This is a genomic window from Streptomyces sp. NPDC102406 (assembly GCF_044765725.1).
Classification (GTDB): Bacteria; Actinomycetota; Actinomycetes; order Streptomycetales; family Streptomycetaceae; genus Streptomyces.
In genome coordinates this window covers 544,260-558,767 of sequence record NZ_JBIWKP010000003.1, presented here as the reverse complement: position 1 = coordinate 558,767, position 14,508 = coordinate 544,260, and the positions used below count along the sequence as shown (strand labels likewise).

Genomic DNA, 14,508 nt, shown 5'->3' with positions numbered 1-14,508 from the left:
GGCTTTCGGCCTCCGGCGTCGAATGAGCATGCTAACCGGTGGGGCCCGGGCCTCCTCAGCGCACCGTTTTGGCGTAGAGGGAGAAGCGCCTGTCGCCCGTTGTTCCCTGGGTGAGGCCGAAGTAGAGCCGACCGTCGCTGTGGCGTACGCCGAGTCCTTCCGGTTCACGGGGGCGAAGGTGCGGTGCCGTGCGCTCCGGGAAGACCCGGTGCGAGGTTCCGGTACGCCAGTTCGTGCGGCCCAGGTAGATGGTGCCGCCGAACTCCGGCGGGTCGAAGGGGCCGTAGCCGCTGCCCATGAGTTGGTACAGCGTGCTGCCGTCGAGCGCCATGCCCTGGAACGGCAGGCCGAGGTCGGCGTCGGGCTGGGCGAAGTCGGCGAGCGGCCTGGCACGGCGGGTGCCGAAGCGGGCGAGGTCGTACACCGCGAAGCGCGGCGAGCCCTGGAGCTTGTAGCGCAGCAGGAGCCTGCGGCGGCCCTGGTCGAGGGTGACGCTGTTGCTGGTGGAGCCGGGCACGGGGTGATAGGTGGTCAGGCGGGAGCTGGAACGGGTGAGGACGTGACCGTCGGCGAAGCGGAACCGGCAGATGCCGCGCCCGTAGCCGGAGGCGGGGCCGGCATCCCACTCCGTCCACAGCCTGCTGCCCGCGCCGTGTCGCTCGACGCCCATCGCTCCCCCGTGCCCGAAGCCCTTGAGGTACATGTGGCCGGTGAGGGTGCCGTGCAGGTCGAGCCGGTTGAGGCAGAGGTCTCCGTGGCGGGCCCGTTCGTCGTGCGTGTACGGGCGCTTCTCGCCGCGCAACCGGACACCGCCCTCCACGACCTGGAGCGCGTAGAGGCAGCGGTGTGCCTCGTCGAAGGCGAAGGACTGCATCACGGTGCCGTGGCGCAGCCGAAGGCCCTTGCGCCACGGGGTACCCGGTGCGGAGAGCGGGGATGCGCCGGGCCGGGTCCGTGCCGTGTCGGCCCGCGCCGCCGCGGCGGGCAGCAGGAGGTTCAGGGACGCCATGGCCGCGATGCCGAGTGCGTTCCTGCGGGTGGGTGACGGGGGGACGAACCGGGCCACGGGGGTCACCTCTCGGCTTGTCGACGGGTTGGGGCTGTTCTTCTCTGTCGCAACGAAGCCACATTGTGCAGGTTACGGACATATCGGAAATCAATGACACCGGCGCACGGGCGCGGCGCGGTGTTCGTTTTGGCATGTCCTCTCCTTGATCCATAAGATCCGCCGATGATCACTAGACAACGGCTGGCGGCGGGCGCGGGCGCCCTGCTCGCCGCCCTGGCCCTGGGCGGCCTCGCACCGGCCGGTATCGCGGCCGCCGCCGACGAGCCCGCCGGGGACAAGCCCGCCCCCAAGGTCGAGCTCGTCCTGGACGTCAGCGGCTCCATGCGCGCCCGCGACATCGACGGCGACTCCCGGATGGCCGCGGCGAAGCAGGCGTTCAACGAGGTGCTCGACGCGACGCCCGAGGAGGTCGAGCTCGGCATCCGCACGCTGGGCGCCAACTACCCGGGCGAGGACCGCAAGAAGGGCTGCAAGGACACCGAACAGCTCTACCCCGTCGGCCCGTTGGACCGCACCGACGCGAAGACCGCCGTCGCGACGCTGCGGCCCACCGGCTGGACCCCGATCGGCCCGGCCCTGCTGAAGGCCGCCGACGACCTGGACACGGGCGAGGGCGGCGGCACCCGCCGGATCGTCCTCATCAGCGACGGCGAGGACACCTGCCAGCCGCTCGACCCGTGCGAGGTGGCCCGCGAGATAGCCGCGAAGGGCATCGGCCTCACCATCGACACGCTGGGCCTGGTGGCCGACGCCAAGACCCGCGCGCAGCTCTCCTGCATCGCCGACGCCACCGGGGGCACGTACACCTCGGTCCGGCACAAGGAGGAACTGACCGACAGAGTCGGGCAGTTGGTGGACCGGGCGGCCGATCCCGTGGTCACGCCCGTCGCCGTCGACGGGGCCGCGAGCTGCGCGAGCGCGCCCGCCCTGAAGTCCGGTCTCTACACGGACCGCGAGAAGTTCGGCGAGCACCGCTACTACCGGGTGGACCTCCGGCCGGGCAAGGAGCTGCGCGCCTCGGTGAGCATCGGGGCCGACCGCGCCGTCAACCGCGACTACGGCGTGCTGCTGCGGGCCGTCACCACCCACGGCCGGGAGATCGTACGCGGCCAGGAGTCCGGTGACGGGCGCACCGACGTCATCTCGACGGGGCTGCGCTACCCGAAACCCGAGCAGGACTCGTCCGACGAGGCCCGGCCGGAGACGGTCTGTCTCCAGGTCTCGAACTCCTACTCCGCGCCCGCCTCGGTGAAGACCACCCCCGGCCTGCCGGTCGAGCTGGCCGTCGACGTGGTCGACGGACCCGACGGGGCGTCCGACGTGGCGGCGTTCGGTCTGGGCCACGGCTGGTGGCTGCTGGTCGCGCTGGTCGTGGTCGGCTTCCTCGCGGGTGTGCTGTGGGGCTGGATCTCGCGCTGGCGTGTCGCCGTATGGAGGACCAACTGATGCGACGTACAAGGCTGTTCGTGACAGGGCTGCTGCTGGGCTGCGCGTCCCTGGCCGCGTTCACGGGGTCCGCCGTCGCCGCCGGTGACGACGAGGCGGCGAAGGCGCCGACGGAGGCGGGTACGTCGTTCCGTACGGCGACGCCGATCGCGCAGGAGCAGAAGGCGACGGCGAGCGCGGCCACGGGCGACTACCTGTACTGGTCGTTCCCCGCCGACTCCGGGCAGCGGCCGACGGTGCGGGCCACGGTCGACCTGCCCGAGGCGCAGGCCCGGCACGGCGCGCAGACCTGGCGGATCGACGTGTACGACGGGCTGCGCCGCCGCCAGTCCTGCATGTACGGGACGCAGGCGCGCACGGTGGCCGCCGACGCGGCGCGGGTCGACCTCGCGTGCACGCTGCGCGCGGTGCGGGCCTGGTCCGAGCCGTGGGCGAACGACCCGCTGCCCGGCATGTACTTCGTACGGCTCACGGTGACCGGGCTGGCCGACAGCGATCTCGGGCTGCCGGTGTCGGCGTCGGCCGAGGTGGCGTCGAAGGACATGGGCGGCGCGGCGGCGGTGGACGGTTCGCTGTCGACCCCGCTGGCCGCGGTCTCGGCCCGCACCACCGACGACCAGGACTGGGCGTCCGGCTGGTGGACCAGCCGCTGGCTCTGGACCGGCGCGGGCGCGGTGCTCGCCGCCCTGGCGGGGATCGGCGGTTACGCGCTGACCCGGGGTGCGGGCCGCCCCGGCCGGGTGCCGCCCACCGCCTGAGCCACCGGCTCCGCCCCGCCCCCCTTCGCGCCCCGACCGGCGGTCGAGAAGCGGGGACCGGGCGGAGCCTCTCCCCTTTTCAGGCCCTTTCCTTCTCAGGTCCTCTCAGGCGCCGGGGCCGCGCTGGCGCAACGCCTTGGCCAGCGGACCGTCCCCGGTGACCTCGATCCGCCCCTGCGCGACGGCCTCGGTCAGGCCCACCTCCGCCCGGGCGATCTCATCACCCGTCTCCGCGTCGAACGTCAGCCGCGCGTCGGGGTCACCGCCCGTCCAGGGCCCCTCGCCGTAGCCGCCTTCGCCGCCGACCCGCACATGGAACTCGCCCTCGTCGAGGCGGACTTCGACGACGCCGGTCTCCCCCAGGCCCGCCAGTTCCCGCAGCACCGGCAGCGCGAGCCAGTGCGCCCGCACCGCGTCCGTGGGCCGTCGCTCGCCGAGTTCGGCCGCGCCCCACTCTCCCAGCGCCTGGAGCACGGGCAGCAACCGCCGTCCGCGCGCGGTGAGTTCGTAGACGTAGGCCGAGGCGGGGGCGGGGAGCCTGCGGCGCGTGGCGAGGCCGTCGCGCTCCATGTCCTTCAGGCGCGTGGCCAGCATGTCCGTACTGACGCCCGGCAGATCGGCGTGGAGGTCGGTGTAGCGGCGCGGCCCCGCGAGGAGCTCCCGGACGATCAGGAGCGTCCAGCGGTCGCCGACGGCGTCGAGGGCGCGGGCAGCGGCGCAGTACTGGTCGTAGCTTCGGCGTGGCATGGCTCGCAGTCTATGCAACTTGTTGGACTTTCCAAGCTCCTACTTGGTAAAACCAAGCAACAACGGTCACTGGTACGCACAGACACCCTGGTACGCCTGGAGGGCACGCGCATGGAGTTCCGGCAGTCGAGCAAGCTGAGCGAGGTCTGCTACGAGATCCGCGGCCCGGTGATCGAGCACGCGAACGCCCTGGAGGAGGCGGGCCACAGTGTGCTGCGCCTGAACACGGGCAACCCCGCGCTGTTCGGCTTCGAGGCGCCGGAGGAGATCGTCCAGGACATGATCCGGATGCTGCCGCAGGCGCACGGCTACACCGACTCGCGCGGCGTCCTCTCGGCCCGGCGCGCGGTCGCCCAGCGGTACCAGGCGCTCGGTCTCGACGTCGGCGTGAACGACGTCTTCCTCGGCAACGGCGTCTCCGAGCTGGTGACGATGGCCGTCCAGGCGCTCTTGGAGGACGGCGACGAAGTCCTCATCCCGGCCCCCGACTTCCCGCTCTGGACGGCCGTCACCACACTCTCCGGCGGCAAGGCCGTCCACTACCTCTGCGACGAACAGTCCGACTGGTACCCGGACCTGGACGACATGGCGTCCAAGATCACGGACCGCACCAAGGCCGTCGTCATCATCAACCCCAACAACCCCACCGGCGCCGTCTACCCGAAGGAGATCGTCGAGGGCATCCTCGACCTCGCCCGCCGACACGGCCTGATGGTCTTCGCCGACGAGATCTACGACCAGATCCTGTACGACGACGCCGTCCACCACAGCGCCGCCGCCCTCGCCCCCGACCTCGTCGTCCTCACCTTCTGCGGCCTCTCCAAGACGTACCGCGTCGCGGGCTTCCGCTCGGGCTGGCTGGTGGTCACGGGTCCGCAGCAGCACGCGAAGAACTACCTGGAGGGCCTGACGATGCTCGCCTCCATGCGGCTGTGCCCGAACGCGCCCGCGCAGTACGCCATCCAGGCCGCGCTCGGGGGCCGCCAGTCGATCCGTGAACTCACCGCGCCCGGCGGCCGGTTGCACGAGCAGCGCGACAAGGCGTGGGAGAAGCTGAACGAGATCCCCGGCGTGAGCTGCGTCAAGCCGAAGGGCGCCCTCTACGCCTTCCCGCGCCTCGATCCGAAGGTCCACCGCATCGTCGACGACGAGAAGTTCGTCCTGGACCTGCTGCTCCGCGAGAAGATCCAGGTGGTCCAGGGCACCGGCTTCAACTGGCCGCGGCCCGACCACTTCCGCATCCTCACCCTCCCGTACGCTGACGATCTCGACGCCGCCATCAGCCGGATCGGCCGCTTCCTGAGCGGCTACCGCCAGTGAGGCGGCCCTCGCCGGACCGCCTGGAGAGTCAGTGACAGCCTGCGCCTCGTGCGCGTACCCCAGCCACACGCAGTTCGCCTCGCCCGACCTGGTCGGCCCGATCGTCTCGGGGCGGTTCGACCGGGCCCGGGACCCCGCGTGGCGGGAGTCGGGCGCGGCGACGGTGGAGGACTACGCGCGCTGGTGCGGCCATCTGTGCGGGGTGACCTGCCTGCGCATGGCCCTGGGCACCGAAGCGCCCTCCCTCTTCGAACTCCGCGACGGCGCGCTGAAGTCCGGCGCGTACACGGTGGACACCGACGGCGTGATCCACGGCATGGTCTACGCGCCCGCCGCCGCGTACATGGCGGAGACGCACGGCGTCCGAGCGCGGGTGCACCGCGAGCTGACGACCGACGGGATCGGCGAACTGCTCGACGCGGGGCGCCTCGTCATCGCCTCCGTGCACCACGCGATCCGCCGCCCCCACGAGCCCGCTCCCGGCCGCGGCGGCCATCTGGTCCTGGTCACGTCCCGGACGCCGGACGGTGCGGGCCTCCACTTCCACAACCCCTCGGGCACGGACGCGGCGACGCGGACGGCGGACCTGCCGGTGCAGCGCTTCGGCGACTACTTCGCGGGGCGGGGCATGTCCCTGGTCACGGAGGCGTAGGTGGACGCGGCACTGATAGCGGTGATCGGTACCTTGCTGGGCTCGGTCGTCACCCACTATTTCCAGGGGCGGGCGACGGTCCGCAGCGCCGAGCTGGCCCGGGCGGAGCAGCTCCGGCAGGAACGCATCGCCAGTTACAGCGGGTTCGCGAGCGCCCTCTTCGACTATCGGCGCAGCCAGAACGACCGCTGGTTCCGCGCCCACGAGCAGCCCGGCGCCCCGGAGGCGGAGGCGGCGCGCTTCGCCTCGTACGAGGCCCGGATCACGGCGCGTCAGGCGCTGGCCCGGGTCCAACTGGTCTGCGACGTACCGCGGTTGCGGCAACTGGCGGAGAGCGCCTTCGAGTCGGCGAACTGCCTGCACGAGGCGGTGGACGAGGAGGACCGCGACCGGCGTTCGCAGCGCTGCAAGGACGCGCTGTCCGCGTTCGTGGAGGCGGCGGCACCCAGCGTGCAGTAGCCCTGGGCGCGCGCAGTCAGCCCCGGCCGAGCAGGGAGTCCAGGGCCGCCACGGGGTCGGGGCTCGGGTCGCCGCGGGGCCACCAGTCGTCCCGGCCGGGGTCGGACTCGTAGCCGTACCACAAACCGTCGCGGCCCAGGCGGAGTTGGACGGCCACCGACGACAGGTGGTTGCGGCGGGGGCGGAACTCAGGGGCGCCCGTGGCGAGCAGGGCGGGGCGGGCGCGGTCGAAGGGGCCCGCCGGCGGGTCCCACTCCTCCTCCAGGACGGACAGTCCGGCCGGTCCGCCCTGACGCCAGGCGGCGACCGCGCGGGCGAGGTCGACCGGGGTGCGGCCGGTGCCCCGGGCCAGCGAGGCGTACAGCGCGCGGGTGGCCGCGGTGAGGCCCGAGCCGGGGTGGGCGGCGGCCAGCCGGACGGCGTCCTGCCAGGGGGTGAGACCGGCGAGCGGGTCGGTGCCGGTGGTCAGCAGGGTGTGCGCGCGCACGCCCGCCTCCGTGGCCAGCAGGTCGAGGGCGAGCGGGTCGGGCGCGTCCGGCGCCTGCGGGTACGACGGGGGCCGCTCGGGGTGGACGGGCACGGGGAACTCCGGCGGGAGCGCCGGCAGCCGAGCCGCCCGGGCGAGCGCGTCCCGGGCGGGGACCGAGTCGAGGGCCGGTGCCTGTCCGGTGTGCCGCTCCTGCGCCGTGTGCACCGCGTTGCGGCGCGTGAGATCGGCGAGCAGCTCCTGCTCGCCCCGGCCGCGCAGCAGGAACAGGACGAAGGGGTCCTCGTCGATGAGGCGTGCCGTCTGGTAGCAGAGGGCCGCCGCGTGCTTGCAGAGCTCGGCGGGGTCCGGGCAATTGCACTCGGGGAGCAGGTCGTCGACGGCGGGCAGCAGGTCGACGGCGGCGGCGAGCGCGTGCGGCACGTCCTTGTCGAGCAGGGACGCCATGTGCTCGGGGCGGGCCGCGGCCGTCTCCACGAAGCGGGTCCACTGCTCCTCCGTCAGGGTGCGCAGCCGCAGTTCGGCCCGGTACGGGCGGGGCCGTGATCCGTGGACGTAGGCGAGGACGCGGCCGGGGACGACGGTGATCGCGTCGACGTGGCCGCGGTCGGCGTAGGCACGGCCGCGCGCGAGGCGGGCCGGGTCGAGGGCGGTGTCCTCCAGTGCCTCCACCCACGCGTTGCCCCACCAGGTCAGGGCGGGGGTGGCGCCCGGCCGGGCGCGGGGCGGCAGCGGCGGGAACGTGCGACGCGTGTCCGTGTGCCGGGCCCGCGCCTGCTCGGCGCTCCCGGCCCGGCCGGGGATGTGCGCGCCGCGGCGTCCGCCGCGGTCGGGGCTCATGCCTGCCCCCTGCGCAGCGCGACCAGGTCGGTCAGCTCCCGGTCGGTCAGCTCGGTGAGCGCCGCCTCGCCGGAGCCGAGCACCGCGTCGGCCAGCGCCCGCTTGGACGCGAGCAGTTCGGCGATCCGGTCCTCGACGGTCCCCTCGGTGACGAGGCGGTGCACCTGGACGGGCTGGGTCTGCCCGATGCGGTACGCGCGGTCGGTGGCCTGCTCCTCCACCGCCGGGTTCCACCAGCGGTCGTAGTGCACGACATGGCTCGCGCGCGTGAGGTTGAGTCCGGTGCCCGCGGCTTTCAGCGACAGCAGGAACACGGGGACCTCACCGGCCTGGAAGCGATCCACCATGCGCTCGCGCTCGGCTACGGGGGTGCCGCCGTGCAGCAACTGGGTGGGGATGGACCGGGTGGCCAGATGAGCGGCGAGGAGCTTCGCCATCGCCACGTACTGGGTGAAGACCAGGACCGAGTTGTCCTCGGCGACGATCGTGTCCAGCAGTTCGTCGAGGAGCGCGAGCTTGCCCGACCGGCCCGCGAGGCGGGCGCGCGCCCCGTCGCCCTCGCCCTCCCTGAGGTAGTGCGCCGGGTGGTTGCAGACCTGCTTGAGCGAGGTGAGCAGCTTCATGATGAGACCGCGGCGGCCGATGCCCTCGGCGGCCTCGATGTTCGCCAGGGATTCGCGCACCACGGCCTCGTACAGCGACGCCTGTTCCCTGGTGAGGGGGGCCGGGTGGTCGGTCTCCGTCTTGGGCGGCAGCTCGGGCACGATGCCCGGGTCGGACTTCTTGCGGCGCAGGACGAAGGGGCGGACGAGGCGGGAGAGCCGCTCGATCGCCTCGGGGTTCACCCCGCCCTGGTCCTGGAGGGGCACCTCGCCCTCGACCGCGCGCGCGTGCCGGGCGCGGAACGCCTTGAGCGGGCCGAGGAGGCCGGGAGTCGTCCAGTCGAGCAGGGCCCACAGCTCGGACAGGTTGTTCTCGACGGGCGTGCCGGTGAGCGCCACGCGCGCGGGGGTGTCGATCTGGCGCAACGCCTTCGCCGTGGCCGAGTTCGGGTTCTTCACGTGCTGTGCCTCGTCGGCGACGACCATGCCCCAGGTGTGTCCCGCGAGCTCGGCGGCGCGGCTGCGCAGTGTGCCGTACGTGGTGAGGACGAAGCCGCCGTCGAGGCCGTCCAGGGCGCGGTCGGCGCCGTGGAAGCGGCGCACGGGGACGCCGGGGGCGAACCGGGTGACCTCCCGCTGCCAGTTGCCCAGCAGGGAGGCGGGGCAGACGACGAGGGTGGGCGCCGTCCGGTTCCTGCGCAGGTGCAGGGCGATGAGGGTGACCGTCTTGCCGAGGCCCATGTCGTCGGCGAGGCAGCCGCCGAGCCCGAGCGAGGTCATGAGGTCGAGCCAGGCCAGACCGCGCAGTTGGTAGTCGCGCAGTGTCGCGTGCAGACCGGCGGGCTGCTCGACGGTGTCGACGCCCCGGGTGAGCCGGTCGCGGAGCTCGGCGAGGCGGCCCGTGGGCACGGCGGGGACGCGCTCCCCGTCGACGTCGGCCTCGCCGGTGAGCGCGACGGCCAGCGCGTCGACGGGTTGCAGGAGGCCCAGCTCCCGCTTGCGCGCCTTGCGGACGAGATCGGGGTCGACGACGACCCACTGGTCGCGCAGCCGGACCACGGCACGGTGCGACTCGGCGAGCCGGTCCATCTCCTGCTCGGTGAGCGGGTCTCCGTCGAGCGCCAACTGCCAGTTGAACGCAAGCAGTTCGTCGCTGTCGAAGAAGGTCGTGCCGTCGGTGGCCGAACCGGGCGCGGTCTGCGCGCGCACCACGGCCGTCGCGGTGAGCGAGCGGGCCAGCTCGCGCGGCCAGTGCACCGTGACCCCGGCCCTCGCGAGGCGGGCCGCGCCGGGCCCGAGCAGGTCGATCAGCTCGCTCTCGTCGAGCGCGAGCACGTCCGGCACGTCCTGCTCCAGGAGCCGGCCGAGCGGCGGCCAGGCGGCGACGGCGCGCCGCACGGCGAGGACGGCGTCGATCCGGGCGCGGGGCCCGAAGTGGTCGGAGGCGTCACCGGCCCACAGGTGCGCGGCGTCGACCACGCGCGTGGGGTCGGCGAGGCTGTGCACCTGGACGACGGCGGCCCCGGCGCGCCGTGCCACCGGCTCGTCGGGCGTCCCGGGCTCCTCGGCCGCGTCGAAGAGCGACTGCTGGGAGAGGTCGAGCCGGAGCGACACGCGCACGCCCGCGTCGAGCCCGGCCGCCGCCTCGACGGCCCAGGGCCGGGCGCGCGGGATGTGCTGGGCGGCCGTCGCCGCGAACGGGGCGCCCGCCGCGTGCGCCGCCGCCGGGGTGCGCGGCAGCGCGTCGGCCACCGCGTCGACGAAGGCACGCACCAGGGCCTCGGGGTCGGGCAGCCGCAGCGGTCGGCGGCCGGGCACCGGTGTCGCGTACCCCTCCGGGGGGAGGGCGGCGGCGATGCCCTGGAGCTGCGCGACGTCGTCCGCGTCCAGCGGCCCCGCCCGCCACGCGTCGTGATCGTCGGCGGTCAGTCCGGGCAGCAGCCGGCCGCGTGCGACGAGGTGCAGAGCGTGTGCGGCGGCGGCGCCCCAGGCGGCCTGGGCGGGATGGGCGCCTCGGGTGCGGCGGGCCCGCACGAGCGGCGCCAGCGCGTCGACGACGGGCAGCACGAGCGCCGGCACCTCCCGGCCGCGCACCCCCGGGCCGTGCGACCGCACGACCGTGATCGTCCCGTCGGCGCCGGGGAGGCCGTCCCCGTCCGGCGACCAGAACGCGACCTTCCCCTCGCGCGGCAGGGCCGCGGGCAGGAAGACGGCGGCGGCGCCCAGGGCGACGCCGGAGAGCTCCGGCACGGCCGCGCCACCTCCCTCTCGACTCGCTCGGCCCACACATCTCCGGACCGCTCGTCCGGCCCTCCAGACCTTACGGGCCGGGTCTGACAATCCGTGGTCCGCGGGCGGCGGCCCGGGTCCCGCCGCCCGTTGCGGCGCAGGTCGGCGGGGTCGCGCCCGGGCCCAGGTGTACCGTTCGTTCAAGAATGTTCCCGTCAAGTACCGACCCAGAACAGGCTTGTACCTTGGGTGATCTGCTCCTCGTCCGGCACGGCGAGACCGAGTGGGCGCTGACCGGCCAGCACACCGGTCTCACCGACATCCCGCTCACCGAGAACGGCCGCGAAGAAGCGCGCAGGGTCGCGCCGCTCGTCGGCAGCTACCACATCGGGGCCGTCTTCGTGAGCCCTCTGGGCCGGGCCCGCGAGACCGCGGAACTCGCCGGTCTGCACCGGTTCACCGTCGACCCCGATCTGCGGGAGTGGGACTACGGCGCCTACGAGGGCGTGACGACGCGCGAGATCCAGCGCACCCGCCCCGACTGGTACCTCTTCGACGACGGGGTGCCGCCCGGGCCGCCCGAGCACCCGGGAGAGACCCCGGAACAGGTCGGGGAGCGTGCCGACCGGATGCTGTCCAAGGTCGACGCGGCGCTCGCCAACAACGAGGGCAGCGTGGTGCTGGTCTCGCACAGTCACTTCCTGCGGGTGCTGACCGCGCGGCGCCTTGGTCTGCCCCCTTCGGGCGGTTCGCACTTCCTGCTGGCGACCGGCACGGTGAGCCGGCTGAGCACGGAACACGGCCGACCGGTGGTCTCGGGCTGGAACCTGCGCCCGCCGGGCGACTGACCGGCGGCGGGCCGGGACCCGTTGTCAGTGGCGTCGTGCACCATCGTCGGCAGGAGGTGCACGATGACCCGACCGCCGACCGCCGCGCAGTGGCGCATCATCGAGGCCGCCGATCCGCGGACGGGCCGGATCAGCGGCAGCGAGGCCCAGCTCACCCGGCTCGTCGCGCTGAAGCTGGCGTTCCGGCATCCCCGTCCGCCGCACGACCACTTCCTCACCCCGGCCGGGCACCGGCTCCGCGAGGCCGGGGACGAGCCCGCGGGTCCGGCGCCGACCGCTCCACCGGCGGCCGGAGCCCCGGCGGCCGGTTCCGACGGCGTGTTCACGGCGCGGCTCGGCGGTGAGGCGGACGCCGTGGCCTCCGCGGCGCGGGCCCGGGAGGTGCGTACGGCCTGGCAGGGCCTCCTGGAGATACGCCGTATGACCAGCGCGGACGGCTCCACGGACCGGCCCTGCGCCTGGGAGCGGAGCCGTCTCACGCACGCGGCCGCGCTCGCCCTGGAGGCGGCGGGCTGCCTCCCCGCGACGGGCACGGCGCCCGGGTACCGCGTGACCGGCACCCCGCAGCCCGAGGCCGTCGCCGTGCACCATCCGGAGCCCGCCTCGCTCGCGGCCTGCGCGGTGGCGCTCCAGGAGGCCGGATGGCAGGTCAGCGAGCACGCGGCGACGCGGGGCGGGGGCCGCTATCTGCTGGCGTCACCGAGACGGGCGTAGCCCCACCACTCGCCCGGGAGACGACCGGCCCAGGGGCTGCGACGGGCCCGGGGTGACCCCGCCGTTCACGTGCCTCACCCCGGCCCGTCCGCGCGGCGACATGCGCCGAGCCGTGCGGGCGGGTATGCACTCACCATGTCCCTGGCTCGTCGTACGTTCCTGACCGCGTTCGCCGGATCGGCCGTGGTGTCGTGCACCGGCGCCTCCGCCACCCCGGACGACGCGGTGCCCCGCGCCCCGCGCGCCGCGGCCTGTGCCGCGCGTCGCCTGCTCGGCCACCACGCGCACCAGCTCTCCTTCGGCCCGCTGCCGGGCGCCCGCGACAGCTTCCGCGTCGACGGGCGGCCCGGGCGCATCCGCGTCGCGGGCACCTCGCCCGCGGTGCAACTGGCGGGTCTGCGCCATTACCTGAAGCACGTGGTGCACGCCAACATCTCCTGGGCGGGCGAGCAGCTCGACCTCCCGGGCCTGCTGCCCGCGCCGCCGCACCCGCTCACCGGCACCGCGAACGTCCCGCACCGCTTCGTCCTCAACGACACCAACGACGGCTACACCGGTGCGTACCACGACTGGTCGTACTGGGAGCGGGAGCTGGACGTCCTCGCCCTGCACGGCTTCAACGAGGTGCTCGTGTACGTCGGCGCGGACGCGCTGTACCACCGGGTGCTGAGCCGGTTCGGCCACGGTGACCGGGAGCTGCGGGAGTGGATCCCCTCCCCCGCCCATCAGCCCTGGTGGCTGTTGCAGAACATGGCGGGTCCGGTGGGCGGGCCCGTCTCCACCGGGCTCCTCGCGGAGCGGGCCCGCCTCGGGCGCCGGATCGCCGACCGGGTGCGGGAGTTGGGGATGCGGCCGGTGCTGCCCGGCTACTTCGGCACGGTGCCGCCCGGCTTCGCGGAGCGGAACCCGGGGGCGCACGTGGTCGCGCAGGGTGAGTGGTACGGGTACCGGCGGCCCGACTGGCTGGATCCGCGCGGTGCGCACTTCGCGCGGGTGGCGGCCACGTTCTACCGCGTCCAGCGGGAGATGTTCGGCCCGGCCGACCTCTTCAAGATGGACCTGCTGCACGAGGGGGGCAAGGCCGGTGACGTGCCGGTCGCCGAGGCGGCGCGCGGGGTCGAGAAGGCCCTGCGCACGGCGCATCCGGAGGCGACCTGGGTGATTCTGGGCTGGCGGCGCAACCCGCCGAAGGCGATCGTGAACGCCGTCGACAAGAGCCGCATGCTCGTGGTCGACGGCATCTCCGACCACTTCCCGACGGTGACGGACCGCGACGCGGACTGGGACGGCACGCCCTACGCGTTCGGCTCGATCTGGAACTTCGGCGGTCACACCACGCTGGGCGCCAACACCCGCGACTGGGCGGACCTGTACGACCGGTGGCGTACGCGTCCGGGCGGCGCCCTGCGCGGCACGGCCCTGCTTCCCGAGGCGGCGGACAACAACCCGGCGGCGTTCGAGCTGTTCTCCGAACTGGCTTGGCGCGAGAGCCCGTTGGACTTGCGGGACTGGTTCGATGAGTGGTCCGTCGCGCGGTACGGCGGGCGTGATCCCGAGGCCGTCGCCGCCTGGGACGTGCTGCGGCGCACCGCGTACGGCACGACGCGCGCCGACGGCTGGGGCGAGGGCGCCGACGGGCTGTTCGGGGCCCGCCCCTCCCTCGCGGCCCGGTCCGCCGCGTCCTGGTCGCCGAAGCAACTGCGGTACGACGCGGCCGAGTTCGAGAAGGCACTCGACCATCTGCTGGCGGTGCGCCCGGAGCTGCGGCACTCGTCGGCGTACCGCACCGATCTCCTGGACGTGGCCCGCCAGACCCTCTCCAACCGCAGCCGCGCCCTGCTGCCCCGGATCAAGGATGTGTACGAGGCCGGGGACGCGGCCGGTCTGGACCGGCTGAGCCGCGCGTGGCTGGATCTGATGGATCTGCTGGAGCGGCTGCTCGCCACCGACGCGCGGCATCTGCTGGGGCGCTGGGTCGCGGACGCGCGCGCCTGGGGCGCCGACGACGCGGAGCGCGACCGTCTGGGGTACGACCAGCTCTCCCTGGTGACGTCGTGGGGGACGCGCGCGGGGGCCGAGGCCGGGTTGCGCGACTACGCCAACCGGGAGTGGGCCGGGCTCGTCGGCGGTCTGTACCGCACGCGCTGGGTGACGTACTTCGCGACGCTCCGCACGGCGCTCGACGAGCGGCGAGAGCCCGAGCCGGTGGACTGGTTCGCCCTGGAGGACGCCTGGGTCCGCGCTCCGGGCGAGTTGCGCATCCACCCGACCGGGAACACGTACAAAGTCGCTGTTCAGGTGCGCGAACGGCTGCGCAGGGCCTGAGCGAGTCCGCCG

At 74.0% G+C, this 14,508-nt stretch carries 12 protein-coding genes; 8 read left to right on the top strand and 4 right to left on the bottom strand.

All coding sequences use genetic code 11. From position 1 onward, the window contains the following. Positions 1 to 55: 55 nt before the first annotated feature. On the bottom strand, positions 56 to 1,066 hold the full coding sequence (locus ACIRF8_RS16480; protein ID WP_404215310.1) for a teichoic acid biosynthesis protein C: 1,011 nt from the start codon (positions 1,064 to 1,066) through the stop codon (positions 56 to 58). A 165-nt stretch (positions 1,067 to 1,231) separates the two neighbouring features. On the opposite strand from ACIRF8_RS16480, the gene ACIRF8_RS16475 reads away from it, so the two are divergent. After that, positions 1,232 to 2,515 (top strand): VWA domain-containing protein, encoded by a 1,284-nt coding sequence (locus ACIRF8_RS16475; RefSeq protein ID WP_404215308.1) that lies wholly within the window; start codon positions 1,232 to 1,234, stop codon positions 2,513 to 2,515. Next, on the top strand, positions 2,515 to 3,273 hold the full coding sequence (locus ACIRF8_RS16470) for a hypothetical protein (RefSeq protein ID WP_404215306.1): 759 nt from the start codon (positions 2,515 to 2,517) through the stop codon (positions 3,271 to 3,273). The genes ACIRF8_RS16475 and ACIRF8_RS16470 overlap by 1 nt, the downstream gene beginning before the upstream one ends. 105 nt (positions 3,274 to 3,378) lie before the next feature. Here the strand turns inward: ACIRF8_RS16470 and ACIRF8_RS16465 are convergent, their stop codons facing one another. Further along, on the bottom strand, positions 3,379 to 4,020 hold the full coding sequence (locus ACIRF8_RS16465) for a winged helix-turn-helix transcriptional regulator (protein WP_404215304.1): 642 nt from the start codon (positions 4,018 to 4,020) through the stop codon (positions 3,379 to 3,381). A 111-nt stretch (positions 4,021 to 4,131) separates the two neighbouring features. Here ACIRF8_RS16465 and ACIRF8_RS16460 point away from each other — a divergent pair, with 111 nt between their 5' ends. The 3 genes from ACIRF8_RS16460 to ACIRF8_RS16450 are packed head-to-tail and all read left to right on the top strand — an operon-like array spanning position 4,132 to position 6,451. After that, complete coding sequence (locus ACIRF8_RS16460) at positions 4,132 to 5,340, top strand: pyridoxal phosphate-dependent aminotransferase (protein ID WP_404215302.1); 1,209 nt, start codon at positions 4,132 to 4,134, stop codon at positions 5,338 to 5,340. A gap of 31 nt (positions 5,341 to 5,371) precedes the next feature. Beyond that, on the top strand, positions 5,372 to 5,992 hold the full coding sequence (locus ACIRF8_RS16455) for a peptidase (RefSeq protein ID WP_404215300.1): 621 nt from the start codon (positions 5,372 to 5,374) through the stop codon (positions 5,990 to 5,992). Further along, a complete protein-coding gene (locus ACIRF8_RS16450; RefSeq protein WP_404215298.1) occupies positions 5,993 to 6,451 on the top strand; it encodes a hypothetical protein in 459 nt (152 codons plus the stop codon). 16 nt (positions 6,452 to 6,467) lie between these two features. Here the strand turns inward: ACIRF8_RS16450 and ACIRF8_RS16445 are convergent, their stop codons facing one another. Together ACIRF8_RS16445 and ACIRF8_RS16440 are read right to left on the bottom strand one after the other, a co-directional pair. Next, positions 6,468 to 7,778 carry a hypothetical protein gene (locus ACIRF8_RS16445; RefSeq protein ID WP_404215296.1) on the bottom strand — a complete coding sequence of 437 codons (1,311 nt, stop codon included), beginning with the start codon at positions 7,776 to 7,778 and terminating at the stop codon, positions 6,468 to 6,470. Next, on the bottom strand, positions 7,775 to 10,630 hold the full coding sequence (locus tag ACIRF8_RS16440; protein ID WP_404215294.1) for a DEAD/DEAH box helicase: 2,856 nt from the start codon (positions 10,628 to 10,630) through the stop codon (positions 7,775 to 7,777). Before ACIRF8_RS16440 ends, ACIRF8_RS16445 begins: the two co-directional genes overlap by 4 nt. A gap of 224 nt (positions 10,631 to 10,854) precedes the next feature. Between ACIRF8_RS16440 and ACIRF8_RS16435 the strand changes: the two genes are divergently transcribed. The 3 genes from ACIRF8_RS16435 to ACIRF8_RS16425 all read left to right on the top strand — a co-directional run bounded on the left by ACIRF8_RS16435 (position 10,855) and on the right by ACIRF8_RS16425 (position 14,496). Beyond that, positions 10,855 to 11,457, top strand: a complete 603-nt coding sequence (locus tag ACIRF8_RS16435) for a histidine phosphatase family protein (protein ID WP_404215292.1) — start codon at positions 10,855 to 10,857, stop codon at positions 11,455 to 11,457. A gap of 63 nt (positions 11,458 to 11,520) precedes the next feature. After that, a complete protein-coding gene (locus tag ACIRF8_RS16430; protein ID WP_404215290.1) occupies positions 11,521 to 12,171 on the top strand; it encodes a hypothetical protein in 651 nt (216 codons plus the stop codon). Positions 12,172 to 12,306: 135 nt separating this feature from the next. Beyond that, on the top strand, positions 12,307 to 14,496 hold the full coding sequence (locus ACIRF8_RS16425; RefSeq protein WP_404215288.1) for an alpha-N-acetylglucosaminidase: 2,190 nt from the start codon (positions 12,307 to 12,309) through the stop codon (positions 14,494 to 14,496). Positions 14,497 to 14,508 lie beyond the last annotated feature (12 nt).

What these genes read in the sequence shown, in the direction of transcription:
- ACIRF8_RS16465 (WP_404215304.1), bottom strand. Translation starts at nt 4,020, where the DNA reads ATGCCACGCCGAAGCTACGACCAGTACTGCGCCGCTGCCCGCGCCCTC.
- ACIRF8_RS16475 (WP_404215308.1), top strand. Translation starts at nt 1,232, where the DNA reads ATGATCACTAGACAACGGCTGGCGGCGGGCGCGGGCGCCCTGCTCGCC.
- ACIRF8_RS16445 (WP_404215296.1), bottom strand. Translation starts at nt 7,778, where the DNA reads ATGAGCCCCGACCGCGGCGGACGCCGCGGCGCGCACATCCCCGGCCGG.
- ACIRF8_RS16460 (WP_404215302.1), top strand. Translation starts at nt 4,132, where the DNA reads ATGGAGTTCCGGCAGTCGAGCAAGCTGAGCGAGGTCTGCTACGAGATC.
- ACIRF8_RS16430 (WP_404215290.1), top strand. Translation starts at nt 11,521, where the DNA reads ATGACCCGACCGCCGACCGCCGCGCAGTGGCGCATCATCGAGGCCGCC.
- ACIRF8_RS16425 (WP_404215288.1), top strand. Translation starts at nt 12,307, where the DNA reads ATGTCCCTGGCTCGTCGTACGTTCCTGACCGCGTTCGCCGGATCGGCC.
- ACIRF8_RS16470 (WP_404215306.1), top strand. Translation starts at nt 2,515, where the DNA reads ATGCGACGTACAAGGCTGTTCGTGACAGGGCTGCTGCTGGGCTGCGCG.